Genomic DNA, 15,116 nt, shown 5'->3' on the forward strand with positions numbered 1-15,116 from the left:
CTCATCCGTCAGCCAGTACAGGTCGCTCATCCACTCTCTCCTCACGGAGCCTGAATCAGATCGCGCCTCCCACATCAATGGGTCCTGACCCTAGGTAGTTTTCCGCAAACGCACTCCCAAGCTTTATAGCAACGCCGATTCGCTTGGCGAGCCAAGTGCTTGAAAAAATGATGGTTAATCACTGTTCAACGGTGTCGCGAACAAGTGAGAAAACGGACTAAATGGCTGTTTCAGGAGGAGAATTTGTCCGGCTGGACGTGGCGATCGATGAAATCGAGTAACCATTTCCGGTGGGCGCTGGTCGCATCGCCGGCGCTGGCGATGCGCTGATCGGCCGCCGATCCGCCGACCTGCGCGGCAAGTAACGTGCGCGCACGCTCTGCATCAATATTGCCCGCAAGAAACTTCTTTGCATCGCCGAGGCCCAAATGATGGCCGAGATAGGCCGCCTTGGCGAGCGTTTCCGAATCGGCGCGCACGTTGAGGCCCGCCGATTCGAAATGTTGCAGATTGTTCTTCGCCATGTCGGCGACGCTCAGGATTGACGCTTGCGGATCGTAGCGGAGCGCGAGCAGTTCGCTGCGGCGCGCCGGATCTATCTTGCCCTTCGCGGTAAGCCAGCCGCGGGCCTGGGCGACTTCGTTCAGCCAGGTGCCGCTCTGTTCGGCGAGCGTCTGCCAGGTGCCGCTGAGGAACTGGCCGAGCCCGGCCGCGCTCGAACGCGGGTTGCGCGACAGCGGGTTCCAGCTGCCGTCCTGCCCCTTGCCGGCCTCGGCATCGACGATCGCGGCGATCGCGGAGCGCGGGATGCCGCTGCGCGCCTCGGCGGCGGCGAGGGTGTCGGCGTAACGGGCGTTGCTGCCCAGCGCGAGCCCGCCCGAAAAGCCGCCCGTCTTCGGGAAGCCGTTTGCGCCGGAAAGCGCACTCACCACCGAACCCGAGGCGGGCAGGGTTGCATGCTCGGCGACGGCCGGCGTGCGGCCGGCGCCGGGGTTGAGCGCGCGCTTGGCGAGCGCGGCGATATCGTCCGGCGCGTCCTCGTCATGGCACGAGCAGGAACACTGGCACTTGCACTTGCCCTTGGCCGATTTCGGCGCCTGGGTGCCGAGCAGTTCGAGCAGCGAATCCATCGCCATGTCCGATCCGCCGCCCAGCGGCGAGCGGGTCTTGTCGTTGTCGCGCTCGCCATCGCCGATCGCGGCCCGCCACAGGCGGGTCGAGAGTTCGGACTGGGCCTGCGCGTAGATCACGTTGGCGCGTTGCGCCGGCGTGAGCGCGGCAAGGTCGGTACGGTGGATCATGCGGCCTTCACCAGCATCCGCTTGCGCTCGCGCAGGAAACGCGCCGCGGCGATGTCGTCGATCGCCGCCTGTTCGGCGGCTTCGGCTTCACGCTCGGCCTCGGCGCGGAAACGCTCGGCGGCGCTCTCGATCGCGCGGCAGGTGCCATAGGCCTCGCGCGCCAGCTCGCGAAGATTGAGCAGGCGGGCCTGTTCGGCCACGACTTCCTCGGCGATGCGTGCCTGGGCGTGCTTGGCGGTGGCGAGCCACGCGTCCGAGGCGAAGGGCAGGGCATGCGCCAGCACGCGCTCCTCGCGGATGCGCGCGACGAGGTCGCGGCCCTGCTGCTCCAGTTCGGCGATGCGCTCGATCGCCGCGCCGATCCGGACCTTGAGGTCGTCGACGGTGCGCTGCTGCATGCGCAGCGCGGTATCGAACGGCGTCCTCATGCGGCGAGACCCACGTCATGGCCGTGGCCATGGTCCGGATCGCCCGCGGCCTCGCCGGAGAGGATCGCGGCAAGCTCGGCGAACGCCGCCTCGGCATGGCCCTGGTCGTTCTTGCCCTGGTTGAGCAGCGCCTCGATGCGGGGCGCCAGCGCGACGGCGCGGTCGACGTCCGGCGAGGAGCCCGCCTTGTACGCGCCGAGCCGCACCATCTCTTCCATGTCGGCATAGGTCGACAGCAGCTTGCGCGCGGCGAGGCGGACCTCGTTCTGCTCATGCTCGAGGCAATGGGGCAGGGTGCGCGAGACCGACTTGAGGATGTCGATCGCCGGATAGCGGCCGCGCTCGGCGATCGCGCGGCGCATCACGACATGGCCGTCGAGGATGCCGCGCACCGCATCGGCGACCGGCTCGTTATGGTCGTCGCCGTCGACCAGGACGGTGAACAGCCCGGTGATCATGCCCTGGCCGGGCGCGCCCGGGCCGGCGCGCTCGAGCAGGCGCGGCAGCTCGGCGAAGACGGTGGGGGTGTAGCCCTTGGTCGCCGGCGGCTCGCCCGAGGCGAGGCCGATCTCGCGCTGCGCCATCGCGAAGCGGGTGACCGAGTCCATCAGGCACAGCACGTTGAGGCCCTGATCGCGGAAATGCTCGGCAACGGCGAGGGTGGTCCAGGCGGCCTGGCGGCGCATCAGCGCGGGCTCGTCCGAGGTGGCGACGACGACGACCGAGCGGGCCATGCCCTCGGGCCCCAGATCGTCCTCGATGAATTCCTGTACTTCGCGGCCGCGTTCGCCGATCAGGCCGATGACGGCGACGTCGCACTGGGTCCAGCGCGCGAGCATCGACAGCAGCACCGACTTGCCGACGCCGGAGCCGGCGAACAGGCCGAGGCGCTGGCCGCGGCACAAAGGCACGAAGGTATCGAGGCAGCGCACCCCGGTCTCGATCCGCTCTGCGACGCGCGAACGGCCGGCGGCGGCGGGCGGGGAGGCCTTGATCGGCTGCGGATCGGCGCCGTTGACCAGCGGGCCGAGCCCGTCGACCGGGCGGCCGAGGCCGTTGATCATGCGGCCGAGCCAGGCCTTGGACGGGCGGACGGTGAACTGGCCCGCGCCCAGCTCGGCGATCGCGCCCAGGCCCACGCCTTGCGGATCGACGAAGGGCAGGCACAGCGCCACGCCGCGGTCGAGCGCGGTGACCTCGGCTTCCACCTTGCCGGTGGGGGACTGGATCTCGACGCGACTGCCGATCTGGGCGACGCCGGTCAGGCCTTCCACTTCGATAAGCGCGCCGCGCACCGCCACCACGCGCCCGAAGCGACGGTCGGGGACCATCTCCTTGATGGCGCGGGCGGCACTGGCGAGCGTCTGCATCGCGCGGGCTCCTTCAGGCGGCCTGCGTCGTGGCGGTGTCGGCCGCGGCGGCGTCTTCCATCGCGATCAGTTCGCGGGCGGCGGCGAGCGCCTTGTAATATTCGGCCTGGGCGAGGTCGTTGGCGAAGCGGATGCACAGCTCGCGCGCCTCGGCGGTGCCTAGGCTGGCGATCAGCAGGCTGAGCAGCTGGACGACCGCGTCATGATGCGCGTCGCGGCCCGCGGGATCGATATAGGCGAGCATCGTCGCGAAGTAGAGCTGGCGGGCAGGGGTGGTCGCTTCCTCGGGCCGCATCACTTCGCGGCCGCGCAGGATCGATACCATATTCTCGACGGCGATCTGGGTCCGGCCGACGGCGCGCAGCACTGCGCCGTTGACGATCGCCTTCTCACCGTCCCGGAGCGTGATGCGAAGCATGGCACAGGCCTTTCGATAAGCGTTCCTCAACTTATAGGTGCGTTGCAGGCGCGGGTGGGCAAACACCCGGCAAATTTTGCCGCCCCATGCGCGGATGCGGCAAAAATCGCCCCGCCGATTTGGGCGAACTGCTCACCCCTCTACAATGAGGATGTCGCCGGCGTGGGGATCGCGCGGGCATTCGAGGAGTTTTAAACTTGAGCCTCTATTCCGCTCTTTACGCTGGCGTTTCCGGGCTGAGCGCGCAGTCGAGTGCCATGGCCACCGTCGCCGACAACATCACCAACATCAATACCGTCGCCTATAAGGGCGTCGAAGCCCAGTTCCGCACGCTGGTGACCGATGGTCGCACCTCGGCGAGCTATTCGGCAGGTGGTGTCGCGGCCGCGCCGCTCGCACAGGTTTCCAAGCAGGGCCTGCTCCAGGCCTCGGGCAGCAGCACCGATCTCGCGATCGACGGCGGCGGGTTCTTCATCACCCGCACCGGTCTGGCCGAGAACGACCCTGTCGCCTATACCCGCGCGGGCTCGTTCAAGCCCGACGAAGAAGGCTATCTGCGCAATTCGGCCGGCCTCTACCTCTATGGCTGGCGTCTAGATGCGACTGGTGGCTACACCAACACCGGCAATCTCGACCAGCTGACCCCGGTCCGCCTGACCGACCTGGTCGGCACCGCGGCGCCTACCAACAAGCTGCAGGCGCACATCAACCTCCAGTCGAGTGCGGCGAACTACGATCCGACCTCGCCGTCAGGTCCCTACGCGGCCGGCAAGATGGCGGACGGCACGATCACGCCGCAGTTTTCGCGCTCGTTCACCGTCTATGACTCGCAGGGCAGCGGCCACGAGATCAAGATGTCGTTCCTCAAGACGGCCGCGAACGAGTGGCAGATGGAAGCCTATGCGGTTCCGGCGAGCGACGTGACCGCCGCCAACGGCCTGCTGCGCTCCGGCACGGTCAAGTTCAACGGCGACGGCAGCCTCAATCTGGGGGCATCGACCGCAAATCTCTTCGACCCGCTCACCATCACCTATACCAACAGCTCCAGCTCGGTTCCGATCACGCTGGACATGGGCAAGGACGGCGCCACCAACGGCCTCACCTCGTTCGGTGATCCCTCGTCGCTCGTCACCGGTGGCACCAATGGCGGTACGCTGGGCAACATCGCCGCGACCGAAGTCTCGAAGGACGGCGTGGTCAGCGCGATCTTCGACGATGGTGCGAGCCGCCAGGTGTTCCAGCTGCCGATCGCGACCTTCCCGAACCCGAACGGTCTTACCCGCATCTCGGGCAATGCCTATTCGTCGAACCGCGCGTCGGGCTCGATGACGATGAACCCGCCGGGCCAGCTCGGCGCGGGCAAGATCTCGTCGAGCACGCTGGAAGCCTCGACTGTCGATCTGGCAGGCGAGTTCACCAACATGATCCGCTTCCAGCGCGCGTACAGCGCATCGTCGAAGATCATCACGACCGTCGACGACATGCTGCGCGAAGTCAGTGATCTGAAGCGCTGACGACGACTGAGGCCGGGGGACGCACGACATGGCGCTGAACGATATCCTAGGAACCGCCGCTTCCGGCCTGGCAGCTGCCCAGGCCGGGTTGAAGGCGGTATCGAACAACATCGCCAATGTCGGCGTCACCGGCTATGCCCGCGAACGGGTCAACCTGACCACGTCGGTAATGTCGGGCAACGTCACCGGCGTTTCGGTGGGCGAATTCGAACGCGTCGCCGACCGCTTCCTGGAAGCCACCGTCTATCGGCGGGCCGGCGACTATGGAAAGGCGGAGGTCACCTCCGGCTATCTCGACCGGCTCCAGTCGCTGCTCGGCGAGCCCGGCGCCAAGTCCGGCCTGCCGGCACGGCTGGATGCGATCAACGCCTCGGCCATCGCGATGACGGGCTCGCAATCCTCCACCCAGACCAGCGCCGTGTTCATCGGTAACGTCTCGGACGCGATCTCGTCGATGCAGCAGCTCACCAAGGACGTCCAAGGGCTGCGCAGCGACGTGGAGTCTGAGGTCGGCTATTCGGTCGACAAGATCAACACGTTGCTCCGGCGCATCTACGACCTGAACGGCACCGTATCGCAGGCGACCGGCCTCGGCCGCAACGCCAGCGGTGCCGCCGACCAGCGGATGAGCGCCATCGAAGAGCTGAGCGGCATGCTTTCGGTCAACGTTCGCGACCAGCCGGACGGCCGGGTGATCATCGAGACCACCTCGGGCCAGATGCTGCTCGACTCGCGCCTGCGTCAGCTCGACTATCCGAACAAGGACAGCGGGGTCGGCAACGCCTTGGCGACCTACCCGGATATCTCGATCCGCTTTTCGGACAAGAACGGCAATCAGGGCGCGCTGACCGGTGAGAAGCTGGAATCGGCAGCGGTCGGCGGCAAACTGGGCGGCCTGCTCGACCTGCGCGATCGCACCTTGCCCTCCTTCTCCGAGCAGCTGGGCGTGACGTTCAGCGGTCTTTCCGAGGCGCTCAACGCGGTATCGAACGAAGGCACCACCATGCCGCCGCCCGCCAGCCTCACCGGCCGGCAGAGCGGCCTTACCGGCACCGACCGGCTGGGCTTCACAGGCAAGGCGACCTTCTCGGTGGCCAGCGCCTCCGGCACGCTCGTCGCCAAGACCGAGATCGACTTCGACGCGCTGGGCGCCGGCGCGACCGTGAACGACATGGTGGCCGCGATCAACGCCGGGCTGGGCGGCGCGGCGACCGCAAACTTCACCAACGGTGTGCTGAGCTTCACCGCTGCGGGTGCCGGCAACGGCGTGGCGATCTCGCAATCCTCGACAACGCCGAGCAGCCGCGCCGGCGTCGGCGTGTCGCAATATTTCGGCATGAACGATCTGATCCGCAGCGACAGCAGCACGCTGGTGCCTACCGGCTTCACGGCGGCGGATCCGCACGGCTTCACCACCGGCCAGACCGCGCAGGTGATCCTGCGCGACTCGTCCGGCCTGGCGCTGACCAGCTACACGCTGCAGCCGACCACTGGCGGCACGATGGGCGACGTCATCACGCAGCTCAACGGCAGCAATCTCGGCAAGTTCGGTTCCTTCTCGCTCGATAGTCGCGGACGGGTTCGCTTCGACCCGGCGAGCGGGCTATCGGGTGCGTCGCTGACGATCGCTTCGGATTCGACCGACCGCTTCGGTAGCGGCCGGAGCTTCTCGTCGCTGTCGGGCCTCAGCGGAATCAACAGCGGCCTCGACGTGGCCCAGGTCCGCAACGACATCGCCAGCACCCCGTCGAAGCTGCCGCTCGCCCGGGTCGACACCAGCGTCGCGGTGGGCAGCAAGGCGATCGGCGCCGGTGATACCCGCGGCGCCACTGCCTTTGCCGACAAGCTGGCGAGCACGCTAGATCTCGGCAAGGACGGCGTGATCACGGTGGGCCGCTTTTCGACGGCGTTGCTCGGCCGCGCTGGCCTGGAAGCCAGCCAGGCGCAGAACCGCTTCGACGATGCCGACGCGCGCAAGTCCGACGCGGTCAACCGCCGCGACAGCTATTCTGGCGTCAACATCGACGAGGAACTCTCGCAGATGGTCGTCCTGCAGAACAGCTATTCGGCTGCAGCACGCGTGATGAGCACCGCCACGCAGATGTACGACACCCTTCTCCAGATGGTCCGTTAAGGGGAGCTGACCCATGACCCGTGTTGCCACCATTCCGCTCCAGCGCACCATGGCCAGCGCCATTTCGACCGCGCAGGAAAAGCTCGCGATCACCCAGAAGCAGCTGTCCACCGGCAAGAAGGCGACCGACTTCGCGTCTCTCGGCACCGAGGCGGTGCGCAACCTGTCGGCGCACACGCTGCTCGAGCAGCAAAAGGCGCAGTCGAACGTCGCCAAGCGCGTCGGCACCACCATGTCGCTGTACCAGGGCCATATCGAGGGGGTGCAGACCACCAACACCGACTTGCGCAAGCAGATCCTGTCGGCGATCGGCACGGGCCAGTCGGCGGGCCTGCAGCAGGCGATGGAGAACGGCTTCTCCCAGATGCGCTCGTCGCTGAACGCGGCAGAAGGCGGCGTGCCGCTGTTCGGCGGCTCGCAGACGGACAGCGCGCCCTTCTCGGTAGCGACGCTCGCCGATGCCGCGACGGTGCCGGCGGACCAGGCCTTCCATGACGACAATGTGCTCGCGAGCGCCCGCGTTGCGGACGGCCTCGACGTGCAATATGGCGTCAACGCCAGTTCGTTCGGTTCCGGCCTGTACGAAGCCTATCGGGCGATGGCGCAGATCGGCCCGATCGGCGACAAGCTCACCGACGCGCAGATGACTGCGCTCCAGGGCGTCGTCTCCAAAATGGATGCGGGCCTGAAGCAGCTCGGCACCGTCAACGCCGATAACGGCCGCAAGCAAAGCCAGGTCGAAGACCTGACCAAGCGCGGCGAAGAGCGTTCGCTGCTGTTGCAGCAGGTGATCCAGGACAATGAGGACGCGGATCTCGGCCAGGTCGCGATCGACCTGTCGCAGCAGAAGACCGTGCTCGAGGCGAGCTATTCGGTGTTCTCGCAGCTCTCCAGCCTGAGCCTCGTCAAGTATCTCTGAGCGCGATCGCGCGCGCGAACACCGCAGTCAGCATCGGCTCGGTCAACCGGCCGATGTTCTGATTGTACCGTGACACGTGATAGCTATCGAGCACCGTCTGCCCCTTCGGCAGGCGGTGCTCGGCGCCATGTGTGAAACGCGCCTTGGGCAGCTTGCCGCCCAGCGCCTTCACCGTCGACTGGTGGGCGATCTCGCCCAGCGCTACCACGATCGGCGCGCGCAACTGGCCCATGAGGAACGGGCGGCAGGCATGGATTTCGGCCGGCGTGGGGCGGTTCTCCGGCGGCAGGCAGCGCACCGCGTTGAGGATCTGCACGCCCTTCGGTTCGCCTGCTTCCGCCAGCCCGAGCTTCTCCAGCACCGTGAGGAGCAGCAATCCCGAATCGTCGCCAGTAAAGGCGCGGCCGGTGCGGTTCGCGCCCGTCCGTCCGGGGGCCAGGCCGACAATCGCGATCGGTGCGTCCGGATCGCCGAGCATCGGCACCGGCGCGTTCCACCATTCGGGCTGCTCGGCGCGCAGCTGGGTGCGCAGCGCGACGAGGCGGGGGCAGCGCGGGCAGTCGCGATCGGGTTCGGGGCTTGGCGTGGACATGCGCCCGCGATAGGCGCGGGGGCGTGTCTGTCACAAGCTACATCCTCGCCCTGGGTTCGAACCGTCGCGGCCGCCACGGCGGGCCGCGTGCCGAGGTGCAGGCGGCGCTGGCGGCGATCGGCGGCGCGCGGGCGGTGTCGCGCATCCACGAGACGCCGCCGCTAGGCCCTTCGATCCGCCGCTTTGCCAACGCCGCCGCCATCATCGAGACCGACGAGGCGCCCGAGGCGCTGCTGCGCCGGCTCAAGAGCATCGAGCGCGCCTTCGGCCGGCGGCGGGGGCAGCGCTGGGGCGCGCGGGTGATCGATCTCGATATCGTGCTTTGGTCGGGCGGCTGCTGGGCAAGTCCCGTACTGACGATACCGCACCCCCAGTACCGTGCCCGCCGCTTCGTGCTGGCGCCGCTGGCGGAGGTGGCGCCGCATTGGCGCGACCCGGTGACGGGGCGGACGACGCTTCCGTTGCTGCACGCGGTTGACCGGCGGCGCCCCTGCGCCTAGGTGGCGGGATGTGGGTCCGTAGCTCAGTCGGTAGAGCAAGCGACTTTTAATCGAGAGGTCCCGGGTTCGAATCCCGGCGGACCCACCACCGCCTCTCCACGTCCCCGACTTCCTTCAGTAAGCATCCTTCCCCGGAGTGCTCCCTCGAAGCCGTGTGGAGAGCGGTGGCGTTCTGACCGCCTGTACTAGAAGGTCTTGTACACCACGTCCGGCGCCGGGCCGTTCAGCAACACCGTAGTGCCGATGAGGATGATCAGCATCGCGGTCGACAGCGCCGTGCGCCAGTAGCGCGATGCGGGAACGGCGGCGGGATCGACCTTGCGCGCCTCGATCGGCCCCTGCACTGCCCGGAGCAGGCTGAGTGCCGGCATCGCGACCAGCAGTACCAGCACCCACCCGCAGGCAACCGCCGGCCAGCCCGCCTGCTGGATGAACTGTCCCAATTGCCCCCAGGTCGACCAGAACCACAGCAGCGTGAAGGCGAACCAGGTGAAGGTCAGCGCGCGGCAAAACACCCGGTACCAGGGCTCGGCCGAGAGTTGCTTGTAGCCCTTGCGCGACAGCCGCTTGGTCATCGCGACCTGGTAGAGCTTGTTCATCGCCACGCCGCCGCCCTGCAGCACGCCGAAGAACAGGAACATGCTGGTTTGGCCGTGCCATGCGCCGACCAGGAAGAACGTGACGAAATAGGCAGCGACCGCGAGATAGGGCTCGATCGCGGGCGACGGTATCCGCCGCATCGCCGTCATCAGGAACGGCGTATAGACATAGACCTTCAGCCAGTTGGACAGGGTGATGTGCCAGCGCGACCAGAAGGCGATGAAGTTCTCCGCGATGAACGGATGGTGGAAGTTCTCGGGCAGGCGGATGCGGAACAGGCGCGCGCAGCCGATCACGAAATCGGTGTAGCCGGAGAAGTTCGCGTAGAGGAACAGCGGATAGATCGCGCCGATCAGCGCGCAATAGAGCACCCGCATCGGGAAGGTCGACGCCACCGCGAGATCGGCGATCGCCGCTTTCTGCCCCTGCATCAGCAGGGTCGAGACGATGGCGACCTTGAACATGCCGACGATGATGCGCTCCGCCGCCCATCCCGCGGCGAACAGGTCCACCTTCTCGCCGTTGCGCTCCTGCTCGCGATAGTCCTGGTAGAACTGGATCGGGCCGGAGACCAGCGCGGTGAAATTGAGCGTGTAGTTCAGATAGTCGAGCGGGGAGATCCGCTCCTTGATCTGCCCCTGTCCGGCATCGATGATCAGGTGGAGCACGCGGAAGAAGACGTAGGACAGCCCGACCGTGGTGTAGAGGAACGGAAGGTTGATCGCGGCCGGGATGAAGGTGTAGCGCTTCAGCCAGAAGAAAGCGAAGAGGATGACGGCGATCAGCACCGGCAGGCGCCAGCGCGGACCCTGCGCCATCAGCAGCCTGGTGCCGAGGAACCCGGTGAGCAGGAAGCCCGCATAGGGCAGCGCCTGTTGCCAGCCATGCACGAAGGTCGACAGGAAGATCAGGTTGATCAGCAGCAGCAGCCCGCGGCGCAGAATGCCGGCCGGCAGCAGGTTGTACAGGATCGCACCGAGGACGGCGAAGCCGAGAAAGGGGAAGGAGGGGACGTTCATCGCTTCATTCCTTCCCGGCGGATGCGCTGCACTTGCCGTCGCGCAGCGAGGAGGCGAGCAGTCCGCTGACCATGCCGTCGGCAATCAGGCTGTTGGCCGCGCCGGTCGGGTGGCTGTCGACGTTCATGTAGAGCGACGCCGCATCTTCCCGATTGCCGAAGCTCGCGGTCAGGTCGCGGTAAATGATCCCGTGCCGCGCCGCGATCGCACCCAGCGCACGATCGATCGCGTACGGATCGACGCCCGGATAGGCCTTGCGCAGCGTCAGGATATCCGCCTGGGCCTGGTGGGGCACGAAGGCGAGGATCAGCGGTACCCCTTGCGCGTGCACCTGCCCAGCGATGTGTGCCAGCGCGTGATCGGCGAAGGTCAGGCGCCGCTGCCATTCGCCGTTGAACGGCGGGCGCAGGAAGCCAGCGCGATCCCCGGAGGTGAGGAAGCCGTTGAGATAGCTCTCGGGCTGGCGGTACAGCATGTGCTGCGCGAAGGTGGCGAAGCGGCTGACCTCGAGGCTGTCCTTGATCTTGCCGAGAAGCTCGCGTTTGGGCGCGGCCGGGGCCGCCTCGGGCTGCCAGGCCATGTCGAAGTCGCCCGGCGGCAGCCGCTGCAGATCGAAGGGGGTGACGATCATCAGCACCGCGTCGGGCTTCAGCTGGAGCGCGGGCTGGACGGTGCGGGCGACCTGGTTGAGATTGTACACGCCGCCGAGATTTTGCACGTCGACCGGCCGGCCGCAGATCTTGGACAGCGCGTCGGAGGTGCGATGCCACCAGGTCTGCGGGGTGGGGATGCGATAGCCCCAGCTGGTCGAGGCGCCGATGACCGAAATCCGGATCGTCGATGCCGGCACCGGCGCGCACGAGGTCTCCGAACGGTAGCCGCATTCGTTATAGCGATAGGTGGTCCAGTCGCCCTCGGCGACCTTGGTCCGCGAGGTGCAATTCTTGCGCGGCAGCTTTCCGAAGAAGGCATCGTCCGCGAGGCAGGCGTCGTTGGGTTGCTCGGGCATCCACCAGCGTGCCGCGACTTCGCTGCCGATCACCATCGTCAGCGCGACCGCCAGGACGACCAGCGGCAGCAGATAGCGATCACGTTTGGGAAGGCGCCGGGCAGGCGCCGTCATTGCGCCGCCTCCGCTTCGGCGCGCTGTGCGGCGCGGTGCACCGTCATCGGCGCCTCGGGCACCTCGGTCGCGGTGTCCAGCTCCCAGACGGTTCGGCCATCCGTCGCATCCGTGGCCACCTGCGTGAAGCCCAGCTCGGCGTAATGCTCGACGACCAAGGCATTGCGATCGGTAGGAATGTAGACGCCGACCAGGCGCTTCTTGCCATGCCGCCGCGCAGCCTCGACCAGCTCGCGCAGCACCATCTGCTCCACCCGGCGCTTGAGCACGCGGCAGCTCATCAGCCAGGTATCGATTTCCCACGCATCGTCGCCGTGCGGCCGGCAGACGATCACCGAGATCATGCCGTTGTCGCCGAACGCGTCGGTGAGGCGGACCTGCAGGGTGAAGACATCGGGGTCTTCCTCCAGCTCCGCCACATCGGCCTCAGTGTACCGGCGGGTGGTGAGGTTGAACTGGTTCGACTTGCTGATCAGCTGCGCGATCCGCTTCCGTCCCATCGCGTCGAAGGGCGCGAAGAAGATCTCCATGTTGAGCGAGGCGAGATAGGAATCGAGATCCCCCGCCGATGCCTGGAGCGCGACGCGCTTGGCATTGTCCTGATAGAAATCGGCGCGCTTGCGATCCTCTTCGGAGAAGGCGATCGTCTCGAAATAGCCGGCGGCCATCAAGGTCCGCACATAAAGCGCGGGGTCGGCCGGCAGTTCGGGGACGGCAACCTGCGGCAGCATCCGACGGACCAGATCACGCTCCATCGGGTTGTCGTCCAGGAACACCATCGCGTCGAGGCCGAGCGAGAGCTCGTTCGCGATCGACTTGATGTTGGTCGCCTTGTCGCTCCAGTTCGCCTGGAAGACGGCGATATGGTCCTCGCGCAGCAGCATCTCGGGATGCTCGCGGAACGGCCCGCGGGCGACCGAGTCGGTGTTTTTCGAGGATACCGCCAACACCACGCCGCGCGCGCGGAGCGCCAGCGCATTCGCCTGCACGGCAAGGAAGGCTTCGCCGACCGCGTCGCCCTGGGCGATGCGGATGCCCTCCAGTCCATCGTCGCCGATCACGCCGCCCCAGACGGTGTTGTCGAGGTCGAGGATCAGCACGCGGCGCGACTTGCCCTTGATGGCGGCGATCAGCCGCGCGACATGATCGGCGTAGAACGGCGCATAGGCGGCGTCGAACGGCAGCTTGGCCAGGTTCCACTGCTGCGGCGAATGCCAGTTTGCGAGGCCGACCAGCTCGGCGATCGCGGCGACGTCCAACAGCGCGTCATCGCTGGCGGCGACGCTGCGCGCCAGTTCGGTGTTGATCCGGTCGAGCGCGCCGCGCGGCGAGGCATCGAGCACGCGGTCGATATGGCCAAACAGCGCTTCCGCCGGCGGGGCAAAGGTCTGGACGATCGAGATCGCGCCGCCATTCTGCCGGAAGCCCTCCCGCAGCGCGCCGATGAAGGCGAGCGCGTCGTTCACCGAGGTCGGCGAACCGATGCCGGGCAGGGCGCGGTAATCGAGTGCGAGCAGCACGGCGTCGCACTTGCCGCTGTTGATGCCCGACTGCGGAGACATCGCCTCCTGCATGAGCTGGCCATATTCCGTCTGCACGACCTCGAGCGCGATGCCGTGCCGCACGGCGCTCGCCACCAGCAGCGGCGCGAGCAGGTCCAGCGTGCCGTTGCCGACGAGGCCGAGGCGGAAGGGAACCAGCGGCGACAGATCCGCGCCGGCCGATCGCAAGTCGGCAATCGACTGGGCCAGCTGCGTCAGCTGGCTGTCACTGAGCTGGTGCGTTGCGAGAAAGCGCAGGTCCTGCCCGATCGGGCCGGCCTTGTCGCTCAACGCCCGGCGCTGCTTGCGGAAGTCATCCGGCGCGCGCGGCAGCCACGACAAATCCTTCAGAATATCTTCGCTCACGGCCAAAGCCCCCCAGAGTAATCCGTCGCCGACTGCGGCCGTTCGCGGCGCGCGCGAGGCGACGTTAAGCGCTACGCTTCGCAGCGATTCCGTTGGCAAGTTCGCCGACATTGGCGAAGGCGCTGGCCTCCGCGGCGGAGAATTTCACGCCGAAACCGCGCTCGATGGCGAGGATGAAGCGGACGTGCGCCAGGCTGTCCCACCCGTCCACGTCGGCGGCGGCGAGCTCGGGCGACGCAACAATTTCGTCATCGTCGAACACGTCTTGTAAGATTTCGGTCAGCTTGTCGTAAATGTCTTGCAAAGCGATATTCCTCGGCTGAACTTGCTGCCTGGTGCAAAAGTCGAAGCGCCCACAGCGAATTTAACCGTTTGTTAACGGTAAGGCTTTCGCGCCGTCAAGGTGGCGGAGGCATCGCTTCGGCATAAATTTGCTGCAGTGCGGCGATTTGGATGTGGTCGGCAGGATGCCAAGGGCCAGCCCAGGTGCGGAGCGAAAACGAAAGGGCGCGCTCCTGGTCCTTTTCGCTGCCGTGCGGGCTTCGTGATCATCGAGTCGTCGGACAGGCATTGCCCCGTTCTCGCCGTCGCGTGATGGCATAGGTTTCAAGTTCCTGAGTCGCCCCGTTCGTTCGGCCGAGCGTTATCGTACCCGAGAAGCCTGGATCTTGTTGACCGGTAGCGCCATGAGGCCCTCGACAGCGTCGTAATCCGACGCTTCGCCGCCGGTCAGGAGGAAGCCGAGAGGGCGTCCTTGATTGTCACAGCGGGCGTGGACTTTGCACGTAAAGCCGCCGCGTGATCGACCAAAAGCCTCCTTATGAGTCCCCCTTTAGCGCCCGCTGCCGAAACATGGCCGCGAACCGTGGTGCTGTCGATCATGTGCTGCCAGTCGTCGGTCAACCCAAACTCGACCAGCGTGGCCAGCATCACATCCCAGACGCCTTGTTCTGCCCAGCGCCGGAACCGCACATAAACCGAGTCCACTTGCCGTAACGCTCATGCATGTCGCGCCAGGGGCAACCGACCCGCAAGACATGCAGCATGCCGTTCAGAAATCGCCGATTGTCATGGGCAGGGCGGGCCTTTCGGCCGCGCTCGGGCGGCAGCAGCCCTTCAAGGACCGCCCCATTCCTCGTCCGTCAGATCGCCACGCGACATTGCTGCTCCCCGCAAAGAGCAGCCTTCAATCAAAGATCAGGTCGCTTGGGAATCCACTTTGTCAACGCAGCCTAACGCATCCCTCTATATACAGGCAAGCCAGCTTTGGGCGTGATCATCTGGCCTCTGC

General features: G+C 66.6%; 13 protein-coding genes, 1 tRNA gene and 1 pseudogene. 5 read left to right on the plus strand and 10 right to left on the minus strand.

The annotated features are described in order from the left end of the window. Positions 1 to 230: 230 nt before the first annotated feature. Genes GGR89_RS09525 through GGR89_RS09540 form a run of 4 tightly spaced genes read right to left on the minus strand, consistent with a single transcriptional unit; the run spans position 231 to position 3,517 of the window. Positions 231 to 1,301 carry a peptidoglycan-binding protein gene (locus tag GGR89_RS09525; protein WP_125971814.1) on the minus strand — a complete coding sequence of 357 codons (1,071 nt, stop codon included), beginning with the start codon at positions 1,299 to 1,301 and terminating at the stop codon, positions 231 to 233. Continuing rightward, the gene (locus tag GGR89_RS09530) at positions 1,298 to 1,729 is read right to left on the minus strand and encodes a hypothetical protein (protein WP_125971817.1); all 432 of its coding nucleotides are present in this window, start codon (positions 1,727 to 1,729) and stop codon (positions 1,298 to 1,300) included. The genes GGR89_RS09525 and GGR89_RS09530 overlap by 4 nt, the downstream gene beginning before the upstream one ends. Continuing rightward, entirely contained in the window at positions 1,726 to 3,099 is a 1,374-nt protein-coding gene (gene fliI, locus GGR89_RS09535) for a flagellar protein export ATPase FliI (RefSeq protein WP_125971819.1), read from the minus strand. Before fliI ends, GGR89_RS09530 begins: the two co-directional genes overlap by 4 nt. Positions 3,100 to 3,112: 13 nt before the next feature. Next, positions 3,113 to 3,517, minus strand: a complete 405-nt coding sequence (locus GGR89_RS09540) for a flagellar biosynthesis repressor FlbT (RefSeq protein ID WP_125971821.1) — start codon at positions 3,515 to 3,517, stop codon at positions 3,113 to 3,115. A 197-nt stretch (positions 3,518 to 3,714) separates the two neighbouring features. Between GGR89_RS09540 and GGR89_RS09545 the strand changes: the two genes are divergently transcribed. From GGR89_RS09545 to GGR89_RS09555, 3 genes are read left to right on the plus strand one after another with little or no spacing between them, the layout of a single operon-like run. Next, positions 3,715 to 5,031, plus strand: coding sequence for a flagellar hook protein FlgE (locus GGR89_RS09545; RefSeq protein WP_125971823.1), 1,317 nt, complete (start codon positions 3,715 to 3,717; stop codon positions 5,029 to 5,031). Between the two features lie 28 nt (positions 5,032 to 5,059). Next, entirely contained in the window at positions 5,060 to 7,165 is a 2,106-nt protein-coding gene (locus tag GGR89_RS09550) for a FlgK family flagellar hook-associated protein (protein ID WP_125971825.1), read from the plus strand. Positions 7,166 to 7,178: 13 nt separating this feature from the next. Further along, positions 7,179 to 8,084: a flagellin gene (locus GGR89_RS09555; protein ID WP_125971827.1), complete on the plus strand. Its 906-nt coding sequence runs from the start codon at positions 7,179 to 7,181 to the stop codon at positions 8,082 to 8,084. Here the strand turns inward: GGR89_RS09555 and GGR89_RS09560 are convergent. Beyond that, on the minus strand, positions 8,071 to 8,676 hold the full coding sequence (locus tag GGR89_RS09560; RefSeq protein WP_125971829.1) for a uracil-DNA glycosylase family protein: 606 nt from the start codon (positions 8,674 to 8,676) through the stop codon (positions 8,071 to 8,073). The genes GGR89_RS09555 and GGR89_RS09560 overlap by 14 nt on opposite strands. Positions 8,677 to 8,699: 23 nt before the next feature. Between GGR89_RS09560 and folK the strand changes: the two genes are divergently transcribed. Together folK and GGR89_RS09570 are read left to right on the plus strand one after the other, a co-directional pair. Next, positions 8,700 to 9,176: a 2-amino-4-hydroxy-6-hydroxymethyldihydropteridine diphosphokinase gene (folK, locus tag GGR89_RS09565; protein ID WP_125971831.1), complete on the plus strand. Its 477-nt coding sequence runs from the start codon at positions 8,700 to 8,702 to the stop codon at positions 9,174 to 9,176. Positions 9,177 to 9,188: 12 nt separating this feature from the next. Next, positions 9,189 to 9,264 (plus strand) — tRNA-Lys (locus tag GGR89_RS09570). Positions 9,265 to 9,361: 97 nt separating this feature from the next. Here GGR89_RS09570 and GGR89_RS09575 read toward each other — a convergent pair. The 5 genes and pseudogenes from GGR89_RS09575 to GGR89_RS22890 all read right to left on the minus strand — a co-directional run. Further along, complete coding sequence (locus GGR89_RS09575; RefSeq protein ID WP_125971833.1) at positions 9,362 to 10,795, minus strand: MBOAT family O-acyltransferase; 1,434 nt, start codon at positions 10,793 to 10,795, stop codon at positions 9,362 to 9,364. Between the two features lie 4 nt (positions 10,796 to 10,799). Next, entirely contained in the window at positions 10,800 to 11,918 is a 1,119-nt protein-coding gene (locus GGR89_RS09580; protein WP_125971835.1) for an SGNH/GDSL hydrolase family protein, read from the minus strand. Then, positions 11,915 to 13,825: an HAD-IIIC family phosphatase gene (locus tag GGR89_RS09585; protein ID WP_206434247.1), complete on the minus strand. Its 1,911-nt coding sequence runs from the start codon at positions 13,823 to 13,825 to the stop codon at positions 11,915 to 11,917. Before GGR89_RS09585 ends, GGR89_RS09580 begins: the two co-directional genes overlap by 4 nt. A 64-nt stretch (positions 13,826 to 13,889) precedes the next feature. Then, positions 13,890 to 14,129: an acyl carrier protein gene (locus GGR89_RS09590; RefSeq protein ID WP_206431087.1), complete on the minus strand. Its 240-nt coding sequence runs from the start codon at positions 14,127 to 14,129 to the stop codon at positions 13,890 to 13,892. Between the two features lie 369 nt (positions 14,130 to 14,498). Further along, positions 14,499 to 14,986: pseudogene (locus GGR89_RS22890) on the minus strand (IS5 family transposase); the annotation flags it as partial. Positions 14,987 to 15,116: the final 130 nt, after the last annotated feature.

This window comes from Sphingomonas trueperi (genome assembly GCF_011927635.1).
In the GTDB taxonomy this organism is placed as follows: Bacteria; Pseudomonadota; Alphaproteobacteria; order Sphingomonadales; family Sphingomonadaceae; genus Sphingomonas; species Sphingomonas trueperi.

Coding starts and splice junctions, on each gene's coding strand:
- GGR89_RS09525 (WP_125971814.1), bottom strand. CDS start 1,301: ATGATCCACCGTACCGACCTTGCCGCGCTCACGCCGGCGCAACGCGCC.
- GGR89_RS09530 (WP_125971817.1), bottom strand. CDS start 1,729: ATGAGGACGCCGTTCGATACCGCGCTGCGCATGCAGCAGCGCACCGTC.
- fliI (WP_125971819.1), bottom strand. CDS start 3,099: ATGCAGACGCTCGCCAGTGCCGCCCGCGCCATCAAGGAGATGGTCCCC.
- GGR89_RS09540 (WP_125971821.1), bottom strand. CDS start 3,517: ATGCTTCGCATCACGCTCCGGGACGGTGAGAAGGCGATCGTCAACGGC.
- GGR89_RS09550 (WP_125971825.1), top strand. CDS start 5,060: ATGGCGCTGAACGATATCCTAGGAACCGCCGCTTCCGGCCTGGCAGCT.
- GGR89_RS09555 (WP_125971827.1), top strand. CDS start 7,179: ATGACCCGTGTTGCCACCATTCCGCTCCAGCGCACCATGGCCAGCGCC.
- GGR89_RS09560 (WP_125971829.1), bottom strand. CDS start 8,676: ATGTCCACGCCAAGCCCCGAACCCGATCGCGACTGCCCGCGCTGCCCC.
- GGR89_RS09575 (WP_125971833.1), bottom strand. CDS start 10,795: ATGAACGTCCCCTCCTTCCCCTTTCTCGGCTTCGCCGTCCTCGGTGCG.
- GGR89_RS09580 (WP_125971835.1), bottom strand. CDS start 11,918: ATGACGGCGCCTGCCCGGCGCCTTCCCAAACGTGATCGCTATCTGCTG.